The 13545-nt window shown below is 67.9% G+C and carries 15 protein-coding genes and 1 tRNA gene; 8 read left to right on the forward strand and 8 right to left on the reverse strand.

What is annotated here, in order from left to right; translation table 11 throughout:
- Positions 1–416 precede the first annotated feature (416 nt).
- A tRNA-Tyr gene (locus tag NL114_RS08115) sits at positions 417–490 on the reverse strand.
- Positions 491–673: 183 nt separating this feature from the next.
- Between NL114_RS08115 and NL114_RS08120 the strand changes: the two genes are divergently transcribed.
- From NL114_RS08120 to NL114_RS08140, 5 genes are all read left to right on the forward strand, one after another.
- A complete protein-coding gene (locus NL114_RS08120; protein WP_254824287.1) occupies positions 674–1216 on the forward strand; it encodes a double zinc ribbon domain-containing protein in 543 nt (180 codons plus the stop codon).
- A 358-nt stretch (positions 1217–1574) separates the two neighbouring features.
- Positions 1575–1751 carry a transcriptional regulator CdrS gene (gene cdrS, locus NL114_RS08125; protein WP_254824288.1) on the forward strand — a complete coding sequence of 59 codons (177 nt, stop codon included), beginning with the start codon at positions 1575–1577 and terminating at the stop codon, positions 1749–1751.
- A gap of 3 nt (positions 1752–1754) precedes the next feature.
- The gene (gene ftsZ, locus NL114_RS08130) at positions 1755–2930 is read left to right on the forward strand and encodes a cell division protein FtsZ (RefSeq protein ID WP_254824289.1); all 1176 of its coding nucleotides are present in this window, start codon (positions 1755–1757) and stop codon (positions 2928–2930) included.
- Between the two features lie 164 nt (positions 2931–3094).
- On the forward strand, positions 3095–3778 hold the full coding sequence (locus NL114_RS08135) for an RAD55 family ATPase (RefSeq protein ID WP_254824290.1): 684 nt from the start codon (positions 3095–3097) through the stop codon (positions 3776–3778).
- A gap of 48 nt (positions 3779–3826) precedes the next feature.
- Positions 3827–4009: a hypothetical protein gene (locus tag NL114_RS08140; RefSeq protein ID WP_254824291.1), complete on the forward strand. Its 183-nt coding sequence runs from the start codon at positions 3827–3829 to the stop codon at positions 4007–4009.
- A 56-nt stretch (positions 4010–4065) separates the two neighbouring features.
- Here NL114_RS08140 and ncsA read toward each other — a convergent pair whose 3' ends face one another.
- From ncsA to NL114_RS08170, 6 genes are all read right to left on the reverse strand, one after another.
- Complete coding sequence (gene ncsA / locus NL114_RS08145; RefSeq protein ID WP_254824292.1) at positions 4066–5103, reverse strand: tRNA 2-thiolation protein NcsA; 1038 nt, start codon at positions 5101–5103, stop codon at positions 4066–4068.
- Positions 5104–5212: 109 nt separating this feature from the next.
- The gene (locus NL114_RS08150; RefSeq protein ID WP_254824293.1) at positions 5213–5485 is read right to left on the reverse strand and encodes a winged helix-turn-helix domain-containing protein; all 273 of its coding nucleotides are present in this window, start codon (positions 5483–5485) and stop codon (positions 5213–5215) included.
- A gap of 102 nt (positions 5486–5587) precedes the next feature.
- Entirely contained in the window at positions 5588–6502 is a 915-nt protein-coding gene (locus tag NL114_RS08155) for a spondin domain-containing protein (RefSeq protein WP_254824294.1), read from the reverse strand.
- 164 nt (positions 6503–6666) lie between these two features.
- Complete coding sequence (locus NL114_RS08160) at positions 6667–7266, reverse strand: NADPH-dependent FMN reductase (protein WP_254824295.1); 600 nt, start codon at positions 7264–7266, stop codon at positions 6667–6669.
- Between the two features lie 92 nt (positions 7267–7358).
- Positions 7359–8147 (reverse strand): class I SAM-dependent methyltransferase, encoded by a 789-nt coding sequence (locus NL114_RS08165; protein WP_254824296.1) that lies wholly within the window; start codon positions 8145–8147, stop codon positions 7359–7361.
- Between the two features lie 119 nt (positions 8148–8266).
- Positions 8267–8422: a hypothetical protein gene (locus tag NL114_RS08170; protein WP_254824297.1), complete on the reverse strand. Its 156-nt coding sequence runs from the start codon at positions 8420–8422 to the stop codon at positions 8267–8269.
- Between the two features lie 414 nt (positions 8423–8836).
- Between NL114_RS08170 and NL114_RS08175 the strand changes: the two genes are divergently transcribed.
- Together NL114_RS08175 and NL114_RS08180 are read left to right on the forward strand one after the other, a co-directional pair.
- Complete coding sequence (locus NL114_RS08175; RefSeq protein WP_254824298.1) at positions 8837–9502, forward strand: DUF7504 family protein; 666 nt, start codon at positions 8837–8839, stop codon at positions 9500–9502.
- A 17-nt stretch (positions 9503–9519) separates the two neighbouring features.
- The gene (locus NL114_RS08180; RefSeq protein ID WP_254824299.1) at positions 9520–11697 is read left to right on the forward strand and encodes a hypothetical protein; all 2178 of its coding nucleotides are present in this window, start codon (positions 9520–9522) and stop codon (positions 11695–11697) included.
- Between the two features lie 21 nt (positions 11698–11718).
- Here NL114_RS08180 and NL114_RS08185 read toward each other — a convergent pair whose 3' ends face one another.
- A complete protein-coding gene (locus NL114_RS08185; protein WP_254824300.1) occupies positions 11719–11862 on the reverse strand; it encodes a DUF7503 family protein in 144 nt (47 codons plus the stop codon).
- Between the two features lie 368 nt (positions 11863–12230).
- Here NL114_RS08185 and NL114_RS08190 point away from each other — a divergent pair, with 368 nt between their 5' ends.
- Positions 12231–13514 carry an RNA-guided endonuclease InsQ/TnpB family protein gene (locus NL114_RS08190; protein WP_254824301.1) on the forward strand — a complete coding sequence of 428 codons (1284 nt, stop codon included), beginning with the start codon at positions 12231–12233 and terminating at the stop codon, positions 13512–13514.
- The last annotated feature ends 31 nt before the right edge of the window (positions 13515–13545 follow it).

Here is a 13545-nt window from a genome sequence, read left to right on the forward strand (position 1 = left end):
CTGAGTGAGCATATCCTGGACGGCATGGCCCCCACAGCCATCCCTGCCGGGAGCGGTCACGCCCCCGTCACCCCGAAACTGTGCGTGCGAAGGAAGCACATCCCGAGGTCATGCGGACCGGCTTTCAACCCGGACGCTATGCACGTAGGGCCGGCGGCGTGGTCGGGGCGTTGTCCCCGGGCGGCTGTACGGCAGGGACACTCCGCTAATCACCGTACAGGCCTCGTGACGATCGCACCCGAGGGCGCGCACTCCCCATTACACAGCACGCACGTCACCGAGTCAGTCTCGCCGGGTTCGAGCGGGGTTCCGTGAACACTGTGCTCGTCGGTCGGAGCCGTAGCTCGTCGGGTATCTCGTCGGTCGGGTCTGGGTATCGCTTCCCGGACCCGGCCACGGTTCGACTGGAGAAGGAGTCCGCCCTCCCCGATTTGAACGGGGGACAAGTCGATCTACAGTCGACTGCTCTACCAGTCTGAGCTAAGGGCGGGCACGCGGAACTGGGCCGGTCGCGGACTTAATCGTTATCATCCCGTGAGGGCGTGGGGCGTGGGCACACGGTGTCCGACAGCGTGCGTGTCGACGCCGTCTGTCGGTGTGTCCGACTCTGGCGGCAGACGGTCGTCTGACGCACGCGAAGGTTGATGTACCGTGACACACAACGTCGGACAACGTGAGCAAGATAACGTTCCGGGCCGACGACGACCTCGTGGCCCAGCTGGAGGAGTTCGACGCCTCCAAGAGCGAGGTCATGCGCGAGGCGCTCCGCGAGTACCTCGGGGAGCCGACCGGGACGTCCGTCGACACGTCCGACGCCGCCGAGGTGGCCGACGCCGGAACGCTCGACGAGCTGGTCGCCGAGCGGGTCGATGCCATCATCACGGACCGGCTGGAGGGCTACCGGCCGCCCACCGAGAGCCAGGATATCAACGTAAACATCTCTCTCGACGGCGAATCCGGGGCGAACGCCACCGCGGAGGGTGGTGAGCGTAACACGGTGTCCACGGAGGGTGCAAACGAGCCCGAGTCGGGGGAGAAGCCGTGTGCCCAATGTGGCGAGAATCTCACGCAGGACCACGTTTACTGCCCGAACTGTGGTGAGAAGGCGAGCCACCGCGTGTTCTGCGAGTGCGGTGACGAGCTCCGCTCGGACTGGGCGTTCTGCCCGTCCTGCGGCCGTCGGACGACAGCGGCGGACGTGTTGGACAGTCCGTAAACAGTGGGAAAACGCGCTCTGATGGATGTTTTCGAGGTAATCGGCCGTATCCTTGCTGGTAAACTGTCCGTCGATAGCCGGTCGTGTCTGCCCGGTCAGCGGGATTCGACGCCGCTCTCTGATGCTGTAAACGCTTATTTCGGCCGCCTTAACCCAGTTTACGCGATTGTGCGACGAGCGTCATACGCTCGCAGAAAGGTTTAAGTGATAGCCGTCTATGCATACTTCTGCGTAAGACGGTCGTCTTACAGCGCGGGTGGTCGGATTACATCCGGCCGCTGTCGTGCGATTTCGCGCTGTACGACGCATGCGGGTGTGTGCCGCACGCCGTCTTACCGACCAACAAGGGAGCAATACAATGGAGCGTGTGACACTACGGATTCCGAAGCAGCAGATCGAAGAGGTCGAGCGAATGGTCGATACGGGGGAGTTCCCCAACCGGAGCGAGGCGATCCGGTCGGCCGTTCGTGAGATGTTGAATGAACACGAGGATACCGACCGGGCCAGCGACCGGCGCGGCTGGGCCAAGGTGTAGACGATGCAGGACATCGTCAACTCCGCTCTGGAGAACGCCGAGGCCGAGTCCCGCGAGATGGACGACGGCGACGGTGCCAGTGACTTCGGTGACCCGCGGATCGTCATCGTCGGAGCTGGTGGCGCCGGGAACAACACGGTCAACCGGCTCTACAACATCGGCGTCGAGGGCGCCGAGACCATCGCCATCAACACGGACAAGCAGCACCTGCAGATGATCGAGGCCGACACGAAGATCCTCGTCGGCAAGTCCCTCACCAACGGGCTCGGGGCCGGTGGCGACCCCTCGATGGGCGAGCGCGCCACCGAGATGGCCCAGGGCACCGTCAAGGAGGTCATCGGCGACGCCGACCTCGTCTTCGTCACCGCCGGCATGGGTGGCGGGACGGGTACCGGCGCGGCGCCGGTGGTCTCGAAGATCGCGAAGGAGCAGGGCGCCATCGTCGTCGGCATGGTGTCGACGCCGTTCAACGTCGAGCGTGCCCGCACGGTGAAGGCCGAGGAGGGCCTCGAGAAGCTGCGGAACGAGGCCGACTCCATCATCGTGCTGGACAACAACCGCCTGCTCGACTACGTGCCCAACCTGCCCATCGGCAAGGCGTTCTCCGTGATGGACCAGATCATCGCCGAGACCGTCAAGGGCATCTCCGAGACCATCACCCAGCCGAGCCTCATCAACCTGGACTACGCGGACATGACGTCAATCATGAACCAGGGTGGTGTGGCAGTGATGCTCGTGGGCGAGACCCAGGACAAGAACAAGACCGAGGAGGTCGTCAACGACGCGATGGAGCACCCGCTCCTCGACGTCGACTATCGGGGCGCCTCCGGCGGGCTCGTCCACATCACGGGCGGCCCCGACCTCACGCTGAAAGAGGCCGAGGGTATCGCCCAGCGCATCACCGAGCGCCTCGAGGCCTCGGCGAACGTCATCTGGGGCGCGCGCATCCAGGACGAGTACAAGGGCAAGGTGCGGGTCATGGCCATCATGACCGGCGTCCAGTCCGCCCAGGTGCTCGGCCCGACGACCCAGAAGCAGGCCGATGCCTCGCGCGCGGCCATCGAGGGCGACGCGGTCCAGGAGTCCACCGGCGCGGACACCTTCGGCGTCGGCGAGACCGACGGCGGCAAGCCCGAGGTCGAGGGCGAGAAGAACAACGGTCTGGACGTTATCCGATAGATACGGATACCGATAGTTTTCTTTCGGCTGTATACGCGGACTGGAGCAGCTGCTAAGCTGGTTCCTCGGTCCCAATGTCGGTAGAATCGTCTGACAGGTGTTGGCTCATCGTCGGACGCCGCCATCCGAGGCGTTAAGCGGTTCCTGCCCCTGATTCGGGACGAATGTACAGGCTGGTGGACCCGGAGCGGACCGGGGGCCTCGCGCCGCTCGACCGACGCGTGGCACCGGGGACCAGCCTTCTCGTCGCGGGGCCGGTGATGACTCGGAAGGAGCGACTGGTCGCGGCCATCCTCGCCCCCGGCCACGCGGCGGGGGAGGGGGTCGCGATGGTCTCCACCGAGGACCACGCCGACGCTATCGAGGACCGTTTCGCCGAGTTCGTCGATGTCGACGAGTCGCGGTTCGGGCTGGTCGATTGCACCGGCCAGTCGTCCAGCGAGGCGCTCTCGGGGTCTGGGCGCGTCCAGCACGTCTCCTCCCCGAACGACCTGACGGGGGTCGGCATCGGCATCACGCGGGCGCTGGAGTCGCTGTCAGTCCGCGGCGACGGCTACCGGCTGGGGCTCGATTCGCTGTCGACCCTGCTCGCCTACCGCTCGCCGGAGGACGTCTTCAAGTTCTGCCACGTGCTCGCGACCCGGCTGGCCAGCCTCGGCTGTGTCTCGGTGCACACGCTGGACACGGATGCCCACGACGACCGGACGGTGAACATGATCGCCCGGGCGTTCGACGGGCGCATCGACCTCCGGCAGGCACCCGGCGAGGCGTCGCACGGTCGGCCGTACGAACTCCGGTTGCGCGGCTTCGACGGCGGGGTGGGGTGGCAGCCGGCCGCCCTGCCCTGACGGGGTCGCAGTCGTACTGTCTTCAAACACCGAACAGATACGGAGCCAGTGCTATGCGGGGCCCTCACAAACCTCCTGGGCGCGACGATGTACGCGCTCTCGGTCCCCGGCACGTCGGTCGAGTTCCCCATCGAGCCCGGGACGGGCTGGCAACGGGTCGACACCGACCCCGCCTGCGGTGAGGATTCGGTGCCGAGGGCGCCCCGGCGCGAGCGACTCGAGGACGGCTGAACCGTGGCGGTGGCGGCGCCGGCACCCGTTCAGTCGGCATCCCTGTCCGCGCCCGTTCAGTCCGCGTCCACGTCGCCCCCCTCCGGGAGCTCCTCGGACTCGTGGCCGGCGATGCCGGCGCCCGCGTCGTGGACGGACTCGACCAGTGCGCATTTCCGACAGACCGCGCGCGTGGTCGGCGCACCACAGCGATCGCACTCGCCGGTACGCTCCGCGCCGCGGTCCCGCGCCTCGGCGGCCAGCCGCGCCAGTTCCTCGTAGCCCGACATCACCGAGTGGCGCGTCCCGGGGTGGTCGTCTTCCAGCGCGAGCAGGTGCTCCTGTATCTCCCCGCGATAGGCCTCGCTCGCGTGTGGGCACTCGGCCATGTGGACCGGCAGGTCCCGGAGGTGGGCGTACAGCGCGACCTCCTTCTCGGGTACGTCGCGGAGCGGTTTGGCGCGCGGGACGAACGGCCCGTCCACGGCGTCGGTGCTCTCGCGCTCGTCGAGCGGGCCGAGCGAGGCCGCCCAGTGGCGCGCCATCTGGTTCACGTCGCCGGAGAACAGGTTCATCAGCGCTGTCTGGGCCTCGTCGTCGAGGTTGTGGCCCGTCAGCAGCAGGTCGGCGTCGAGGTCGGCGGCGTACTCGGAGAGCAGGTCCCGACGGAAGACGCCACAGTACGCGCAGGGGGCCATCCCCTCCGGGTCCTCGGCGGCCACGTCGTCCATCTCCAGGCCGAACTCCTCGGCGTAGGAGACGACCTCGTGGGCGATGTCCAGGTCCTCGGCCAGCTCGAGACAGGCGTCGAGCGAGGCGTCCCGGTACCCCTCGATCCCCTCGTGGATGGTGAGCGCGACGAGTTCGATGCGCGGGTCCTCACGGAACGTCTCGTGGAGGACGGTGGTGAGGACGACGCTGTCCTTCCCGCCCGAGAGGCCGACGAGCCACGTCGCCGGGTCCTCGGGCGTCGCGTCCGACGGGACCAGCGCGTCCTCGCGGACCCGCGAGCGGACCCGCGATTCGACGGAGCGTCGGAGATGTTCCCCACAGAGGTGGAGTCCCGAGTACGCGAGGTGCGTCACCGCGTCCGCCGGACACTTGTCGCACTGCATCTCTGGTTGGTGTGGGGTTGTCGCGTGTGCGGTTGTGGGTTTCGCTCCGGGACGTCGCTGGGGGTGGTGGATTTCGAGATGGCGTTGTGGCTGGCGGTGGACACCACGGTCACAGGTGCTTCGTGATCTCCTCGAAGGTGTCGCGGTTGCGCTCGAAGCGGTCGGTGAGAAAGTAGAGTTTCCCGTACTCGCCGCCGCCGGTCTCCACGACGTCGTGTTCGGCGAGTTTGTCGAGGTGGTGGCGGGCGGTGTTGTAGTCGACCCCGAGTTCGTCGGCCAGCTGGTTCGCGTTCCGGGGGCGCTCGTCGATGAGCCGGACGATGCGGGCCCGGTTCTCGCCGCCGCGCGTCCCGGCGATCAGGTACCAGAGCGCCTTCTCCATCGAGGTGACCTCGTGGGCCTCTCACACGGGGACGCCTACAGGTTTCCGGTCGTGGGGATAGCGCATCGGCGGCGCGGGATGCGGCGACGCCCGGAGGTCGTGTCAGTTGCCGTCGTCCATGCCGCCGCCGTCGTTCATCTCACTGTCCCCGTTCATCTCGCCCCCATCGTCCATCTCGCCGTCCCCGCTCATCGAGTCTCCCTCGCTCTCCACGCGCTCGACGGTGACGCGGATCACATCCGCCGTGTCGGGGTAGTCGTAGCCGTTCACCTCACTCATGGGCACGACGACCTCGCGCTCGACGTCGCCGACGCCGGCCGCGCGCTGGCGCTGGACCTGCTGGTCGCCGACGCCGGGCTCCTGATTGACCTCGGTGCCGGCGTCCCACAGCGAGACGTGGTCGGTCACGTCGCCGGTGACGACCTCGTCACCGTCGACGAGTTTCAGCCCCGACTCGCCGCCGAGCGCGTAGAACCCGTCGTTCGACGGGACGAACATCGTGACGAGCGAGAGGTAGCTGTCCGGCCCGGCCCGGGCCACGTCGGCCTCGAACTCGTAGGCATCGCCGGGGAGCAGCGGCCCTGGGCCGTCGGCGCCGACGGGTGTCGTGAACGCGCCCGCCTGCGTCACGCTGTCGCGACCGCTCAGGGACCCGACCAGCCGGCCGGGCATCCCGTCCTCGGCGATCTCCTCCAGCCCGTTGCCGCGCTCGGGGGCGCCGTGCGCGAAGAGCGGCTCGTCCGGGGAATGGACCGCGAACGCGCCGGGGGAGAGCGGCACCGGCTGTTCGGCCGCCTCGCCGTCGGCCGTCGTTGCCAGCGTCGTCCCCGTCGAGACGTTCTCGATGCGCACGCGTAGCGCCTCCCGGGGCTGGACGCTGAACCGGGTGTCCGCCAGCACGCTCCCGCCCGCCCCGACCGCCAGCGCGCTCGTGCCGACCGCTCCGGCACCGAGCAGGAAGTTGCGCCGCGAGGTTCCACTGCCGCCGTCGCCGTGACCGCCGTCGTTGTCGTTCATGGGTAGCACCGTGCGCGTCGGCGCACACCGCCACCGAGCCCGGACACGTAGAAGATGATTTTTCAGATAGCTTCCGGAGTCCGCCCGGTGTCCGTGCGGGCTCCGCCGTGGGTTCGTCGTAGATTCGTCTAGAGTTCGCCGGCGTGGCGACGAGTGGCGGCGGGTCAGTCGCCCGTGGCGCCCGGTGGTCCGGCCAGCTCCGGGTAGTGCTCGACGCCGGCGTATCGGACCAGCTCCGCGCCGAGGCGGCGGACCCGTTCGGTCAGGTCGGTATCGGCGATGCCGTCCTCGGTGACGACGGTGTGCGAGTCCGCGACTGCGACCTCCAGGGGAAGCGTCCACGCGTTCAGCGTCCGGCAGACGCCACGGAGATGTGCCAGCGCCGGGCCGGGGTGCGAGCCGGCGGCGACCTCGACGAGGCCGACGGTGGCGCCGCCGACCTCGCCGCGGCCGAGGTGGTCGAGCGCGTCCTTCAGGACGCCCGTGTAGGAGCCGTGGTAGTTGGGCGTGCCCAGCAGGACGGCATCGGCTCCCGCGACGGCGTCGGCGAGGGCGGCAGCGTCGGACGGTGTCGGGGCGTCGGGGTCCAGAGCCGGGATGTCACGCTCGCGCAGGTCGATCAGTTCCGTCGTCGCGCCGGCGTCGCGGGCGGCCGCCAGTGCCTCGGCCAGGACGATCCGGGTCCGACTGGCGTCGCGGAGGCTCCCGCACAGGGCGACGATGTGGGGGTCGGCGGCGGGCCGCACGTCGGAGGGGGAACGCATACCCCGGCTAGCGGCGGCGGACACAAGAGGACTCGCAGAACTCAGCTCCTGTAGCAGGAGTGATATCTGTCTGGCACCGCGATCGGCGGGGCTCAGTCGACGCGCCCCACGACGACGTGGAACGGGACGACCTCCCGGCGCTCGTAGGTCTCGTCGCGGACCTGCCGGACCACCTCGCGGCCCATGTCGCGCCAGGACTCCCGGAGCGCGTCGAGGTCCTCCTCGGTGCCGGCCATCGTCGCCCGGCGCTCGCGGAGGTCGGCGCCGCTGGCCTTCCGGGTCGCCGCCGTGACCTCGTGGTCGGCGTACGGCGGCTCGACGACGCGCTCGTGGTCGTAGCGTTGGCTCCGCACGTCGGCGAGGCCGGCCGTCTCGAACGTCTCGCGCGCGCTCGCGCCCAGCGCCACGTCGGTCTCGGCGCCCTGCAGGTAGCGTTCGCGCGCCCGCTCGGCGAGGGCGGCCTCGGCGTCGACGCTCGACTCGACCGTGACGGCGGCGTTGTCCGGTTCGATGGCGGCCACGCGCTCGCGGGCGACGCGGGCGAACTCGCGCACGACGGCGGCCGGGTCGGGCAGGTTCACCAGCAGCGCCTGGCAGACGACCACGTCGAACGCATCGTCGGGGAACGGGAGCCCGCGAGCGTCACCGCGGACGACCGGCCCGTCGCGCCGGGCGTGGGCCAGCAATTCGGGGTCGCGGTCCAGCCCGACCACCCGACCGGGGCACTCCTCGCGGAGGACCGCCGTGAGTTCGCCGGTACCACAGCCGACGTCGAGGACGCTGTCGGCGTCGCTCAGGAGGAGGTCGGCGAGTGCCTCGCGCGAGTCGTCCCACATCCCGCGGCGGGTCTCGGTCAGGTAGTCGGCGCCGAACCGTCGCATCACTCGCGGTGAGGGAGCGGGCCGGGAAAAGCGGCGCGGACAGTCGAGCCTCCGGGGCAGACAGCCGGAGCTACCGGGTCAGGTGTTCGAAGAACGGTTCGGTGAAGCGGACGGACCGCTCAGGAGAGCTTCGGGACGAGGGGGGCGCCGGCCTCCTCGTCGCGGGAGAGTACACGGCCCCCGTCCTGTGCGATCGTGGGCGTCTCGTCCTCGGCGGACTGTCGGGGCATCTCCGGAACCATCGGTTCGATCTCGTGGGTTGGGCGGTCCGTCATGGTGTTGCGTGGACAGGTGCGCTGTCCTCAATCCATCATGGTTGTTGGTGGGTCATAAACCTTCATGTTCTTTCCTGCCAATTCCGGCAACTATTGCACCGACCGGCGCTCGCGGGCATCGAGAATGCGGACGTTCGTCGGGAGTCCGGGTTACTTCCCGACGTGAATCGAGCGGTACCCGGTATAGACGGGTGAGTTCTGGACGAACGTTTCGGAATGATGGACCGTGAGGGATCATCCGGGGCTGCGCCTGAACGCGGCTGGACGGACGACGAACCCCGGCCCGAGCCCCCTCCGCGTGGGTCGCCTCCGCGCCCGGCGTCCGCCGCGCTGGCGGCATGGGCTCGTCGGCTGTTGCAGGCTCAGAGAATCGTACCAACCCTTATTTTCCCGTACCTGAAAGGATGACCAACCATGGGTCCAGAGGGGCGGGGAGACGAGTTCGAGGCGGCACTCACGGAGTTACGGCGGTCCGGCAGCGCGTTCCTGGTCGCCGGGGCCGTCCCGGACCGGTTCCACCGACAGACGTGTGACGAGCTGCTCGGGCCGGCTGACGACGAACGGCTGTTCGTCCGGGTCGGTACCGGCACGGGGTCGGCGAGTGGCCCCGCGGACGGTGACCGGGTGCTCGAACTCGACGCGGCCTCCCGGGGCGCCGCGGCCGCCGACACCCCGACCGGCGGCGCCGGCGCCGTCGCGGGCGGGGCGAGCAGTAGCGCCGCCACGGTGGTCCCGACGCTGTCGTCGGCCGGTGAGGCGTTCGAGGCCGAACTCGCGGCGCTCGACACGACCGCCGACCGGGGGCCCCGCGTCTGCGTGGAGTCGGTCCTGCCGCTGGTCGAGACGAGCGGTGAGGAGCAGGCGTTCCGGTTCCTCCATCTCGTCACCAGCCGGGTCCGGCGACTCGGTGGCACCTGCCATCTCCACCTGCCGCTCGCGGCGGACGGCGAACTGGCCGGGACGGTCGCGGCGCTGGTCGACGCGACCGTCGAACTCCGCCTCGCCGACGACCACCCGGAGCAGCGCTGGCACATCCACGAGGCCGGTATCCGGTCGGACTGGCTCCCGCTGGCCGAGTGACGCGGAGACGAACCATCATGACAGGCAACGGCACCCCTGGCGTCTCGTTCGCGGCGGCGACCGAGGAGCTCGGGCTCCGGATCCTCGACCCCGTGGACAACCATCAGTACCAGCTGGACACGCCGGCACCCATCGACCCGGTACCGGCGTCGGGCGACCGGTTCGCCTACCCCGTCGACACCGCGACGGCGGTCCGGACGTCGGCCGTCCGGCTCCCGACCGCGACCAACGTCTACGTCCGTGCGCCGGACGGCGCGCTGGTGGCCAGCGTCGAACACCTCGAACAGACCACCCTCGACGCCGGCCGGTACACACTCGAACTGCTGACACCGATCAAGTGCTACCTGCAGGTCGAGTCGGCGGTCTCCATCGAGGCGGACTTCGCCGAGACACGCATCGACTTCGGCGACGACACCGACGTTCTCGTCGGTGCGCGCTCGCGCCGGACCCGCCCGGCGACCACCGTGACCACGACGGCGGACCCGGCGGACCTGCTGGCGACCGTCTCGACGTTCGGGGCCGCGCTCGGGACCACGATGCCCGAACGCTCCTATCCGAGCCTCCGGGGCCATCCGCCCGCGGTCGAACTCGGCGACGAACTCGATACCCGCGGACTCGCCCCGCCGTCGACCGATGTCCGGCTCGAACTCCCCGAGACGACCGAGGCCGCCCTGACGGCGGCACCGCTCGCGTACTACCTCGGGGCCGAGGTCCGCGCCGCCGCCGAGGCTCGCATCGTGGCCGACGGTGCCGTCCATCCCCTCTCGGCGGGCGGCAGCCTCGGCCGTGCCGTCGAGGAGGCGCTCAAGACGGTCTTCTTCATGGACTGTCTCACGCGCTACGACGGGGCGTACGGCCACGGCCGTCGTCTCAGCGAGCGCGAGGCCGTCACGGGCCAGCTCGGCGTCGACTTCGAGGCGCTCTACCACGCCGACCACGCCGAGCGGGTCCGGCGCTACCTGACGATCCCCTACGGGACCATCCAGCCCCACCTCCCACAGTGGAAGGTGGCGGCGACCGCGCGCCCGGTGGCGTCCTCCGTGGAGATACTCCCCTTCCTCGTCGACGACCTCGCGCTGGTGCGTACGCCCCGGTCGCCGGGCGGGTCGGGCGGTGACGAATCGGCACAGGCCGAGGCGGTCGCGTCGTTCCTCTCGAGCGACGGCTCGGCCCGGTCACCTGCCGGGGGCTTCACGCGCGGCCCGAGTGCCGGCGGGTCGACCCGGGGCTCCCCCTCGGGCGGTGGCGGCGTGCGCAGCACCACGGCCGGTGACACGGACGACCTCTCGTTCGTCAGTCCCGAGCCGGCCGACGCACTGGAGCAGGTCTGGGTCGGGGAGGGTGTCCCGTTCGGGGCGAGCGAGGCGGTGTTGACGGCCTACCGTAACCGGCTCGCCCGCCAGGCCGGTGACGGGGAGATAGACATCACGGTCGTCTGCAACGACGCCGCGATGGACGAGGAAACCGACGTGGAGGCGGTGTACGGGCAGCGCGAGCACCTCCCGTTCGAGGTGAACCTCCGACACGACCTGTCGGTGTCCGAGCTGGCCGACCTGCTCGCCGAGGACCACGATTTCCTCCACTACATCGGCCACGCCGAACCCGATGGACTGGTCTGCGAGGACGGGAAACTGGACTGCGGGGCCCTCGATGCGACCGGCGTGGACACCTTCTTCTTCAACGCCTGCCGCTCCTACCGGCAGGCCCGCGCGCTCATCGAGGCTGGCGCCATCGTCGGTGTCGGGAGCCACACCGACGTGACCAACGCCGGCGCGGTCGAACTCGGCCGGACGATGGCGCGGCTGCTGGAGTACGGCTTCCCGTTCCGGGCCGCGCTGGACCTCGCCCGCGACTTCCACCCCATCGGGCAGCAGTACATCGTCGTCGGCGACGGGAGCCTCTCGGTCGTCCAGTGTACCAGCGGCACGGCGCTGCTTACGGAGGTCCGGTCCGCCGACAGCGGCGACCTCGTGCTGACGCTCACCGGGTTCCCCACACCCGCACACGGCATCGGGAGCGAGTTCATGCCGTTCCTCAGCGGGGCCGAGAACACCTACTACCTCTCCTCGGGGACCATCGACTCGTTCGAACTGTCGCCGGCAGAAGCAGCGGACTTCTTCGGGTACGCCTCGTCGCCGGTCCGCCTCGACGGCGATCTGGTCTGGAGCGATACGATAGACGCCGACTCGCTCTGAGCGCGTTCCGACTCGGTCGGCTTATGGACCGCTTCCGGTGACACCCTGTGCCACCGCGCTGCCCGACTGGCTCAGGAGCAACAGCAGCGTGAACAGGACGCCGGACATCCGCGGGTGCTCTTTGAGGTACGTTGCAACCGTTTTCTCTCCATCTTCTGAGTTCATCGCAATCTAAACTTATCGCTGTTCGTATTGAAATTAATTAAAAGAACCCGACAAGAACACTGCGTAATAAGGGTTTGCACTACCACGAGTCTCGTGGGGACTTAATTATTGGTACGAGAACACATGTCAGACAGGAGCAGGACGGGGTCCATACGGGAGTCGCGGTTCGATACGATTTTTCGAGACCCAGTCCGGAAGTTCCTCCCGAACCTCCCGTTTACCCTCCAGTACGAGTCCCTTCCAGGCAGGTTGCGACGTTTCTTCAGGCCCTCGTACTAGCCATCATCGGTGAACGCGGTGCGGTCCTCGACCATAGGTAGCGTATGAAGCTCAACTTTATGTGTGAATGGGGGAGGAAACAGGCGTGGATGAAGCGTACCAACACGTTCGAGGTTGTTCCGCAGTCCGAGGAGGACGAGGAGCTGCTCCGGCGTCTGTTGGACGCTTCTGCTGCGCTTTGGAACGAGATCAATTACGAGCGCCACGAGAACTACACTGACCCGGACGCGGACGTATGGGATGTTAGTGAGTATCGTGGTCGATACGGTGGCGTTCTCGGCGTTTCGACGGTCCAGCAGATCGAGCGCAAGAATTGCGAGGCCTGGAAGTCGTTCTTCGGGCTCCAAGAGACGGGTGAAGCTAACGGCACGCCCGGATACTGGGGGAACGCTTCAGAGGGTCGTGATCTGCGGACCTACATCCGAAACACATCGTACTCCGTTGAGTGGGGAGAATACTCCCGTCTCGAGATCCTGATTGGCCAAGACCTGAAAGAGGAATACGGGATCGGATACCAGGAACGGTTTCAACTCGAGGTGCAGGGATCCCCCAACTGGACCGAGTACGAGAAACAGGGTCGGTTGGAGCTGTACTACGACGAGGTCGCGGACACATTCAGGGCCATTCAACCAGTCACGGTCGGTGACGACCATTCGCAACTGGCACACCCACTGGCTTCGGAAGAAGCCGCTCTGGATATCGGCGCGAACTATCTCGTCGCGTGTACAACAACGACCGGCAAGCAGTACCTGTACGAAGGTCAGGAATTGTTCGAGCGGTTCCGCAACACGACACAGGAGATCGCGCGGCTGCAATCGCTGCTTGAAGAGGGCCGATACAGTAGCCACCGTATCCGTCGCCTCTATCGCCGCCGAACGAACCGCCGTGACCACGCGCAGGACGCGCTCGCGCGTGATCTCATGGAGCGGCTGCATGACGATGGCGTTGCCACGGTGTACGTGGGCGACCTAACCGACGTGTTAGACAGCCACTGGTCCGTCGTGACGAACGAGAAGACACACAATTTCTGGGCCTTCAGAGCGTTCATCAACAGACTCGCCTGTACGGCCGAGGAATACGGAATCACGGTGGAAGTCCGTTCGGAGGCCTGGACATCGCAGACGTGTCCGGACTGTGGCTCGACCACCAAGGTAACCCGACATCACGACACCCTGACCTGCGAGTGTGGTTTCGAGGGGCACGCCGATCTCGTGGCGTCGGAATCGTTCCTGAGACGGCAGACAACGATATCACGGCCGATGGCACGGCCTGTATGCCTCAAGTGGGACAACCACGACTGGTTGGAGCCACCACGCTCTCATCGTCCCAACGAGGAGCATACGAACCCGCAAGTTGCCTCCGTGGGTCGATAAGCGATATCACCCAGCGTGGGGAATCCTCACC

Source organism: Haloglomus halophilum (assembly GCF_024298885.1).
In the GTDB taxonomy this organism is placed as follows: Archaea; Halobacteriota; Halobacteria; order Halobacteriales; family Haloarculaceae; genus Haloglomus; species Haloglomus halophilum.

Coding starts and splice junctions, on each gene's coding strand:
- cdrS (WP_254824288.1), top strand. CDS start 1,575: ATGGAGCGTGTGACACTACGGATTCCGAAGCAGCAGATCGAAGAGGTC.
- ftsZ (WP_254824289.1), top strand. CDS start 1,755: ATGCAGGACATCGTCAACTCCGCTCTGGAGAACGCCGAGGCCGAGTCC.
- NL114_RS08135 (WP_254824290.1), top strand. CDS start 3,095: ATGTACAGGCTGGTGGACCCGGAGCGGACCGGGGGCCTCGCGCCGCTC.
- ncsA (WP_254824292.1), bottom strand. CDS start 5,103: ATGCAGTGCGACAAGTGTCCGGCGGACGCGGTGACGCACCTCGCGTAC.
- NL114_RS08150 (WP_254824293.1), bottom strand. CDS start 5,485: ATGGAGAAGGCGCTCTGGTACCTGATCGCCGGGACGCGCGGCGGCGAG.
- NL114_RS08155 (WP_254824294.1), bottom strand. CDS start 6,502: ATGAACGACAACGACGGCGGTCACGGCGACGGCGGCAGTGGAACCTCG.
- NL114_RS08160 (WP_254824295.1), bottom strand. CDS start 7,266: ATGCGTTCCCCCTCCGACGTGCGGCCCGCCGCCGACCCCCACATCGTC.
- NL114_RS08165 (WP_254824296.1), bottom strand. CDS start 8,147: ATGCGACGGTTCGGCGCCGACTACCTGACCGAGACCCGCCGCGGGATG.
- NL114_RS08170 (WP_254824297.1), bottom strand. CDS start 8,422: ATGACGGACCGCCCAACCCACGAGATCGAACCGATGGTTCCGGAGATG.
- NL114_RS08175 (WP_254824298.1), top strand. CDS start 8,837: ATGGGTCCAGAGGGGCGGGGAGACGAGTTCGAGGCGGCACTCACGGAG.
- NL114_RS08180 (WP_254824299.1), top strand. CDS start 9,520: ATGACAGGCAACGGCACCCCTGGCGTCTCGTTCGCGGCGGCGACCGAG.
- NL114_RS08185 (WP_254824300.1), bottom strand. CDS start 11,862: ATGAACTCAGAAGATGGAGAGAAAACGGTTGCAACGTACCTCAAAGAG.
- NL114_RS08190 (WP_254824301.1), top strand. CDS start 12,231: ATGAAGCGTACCAACACGTTCGAGGTTGTTCCGCAGTCCGAGGAGGAC.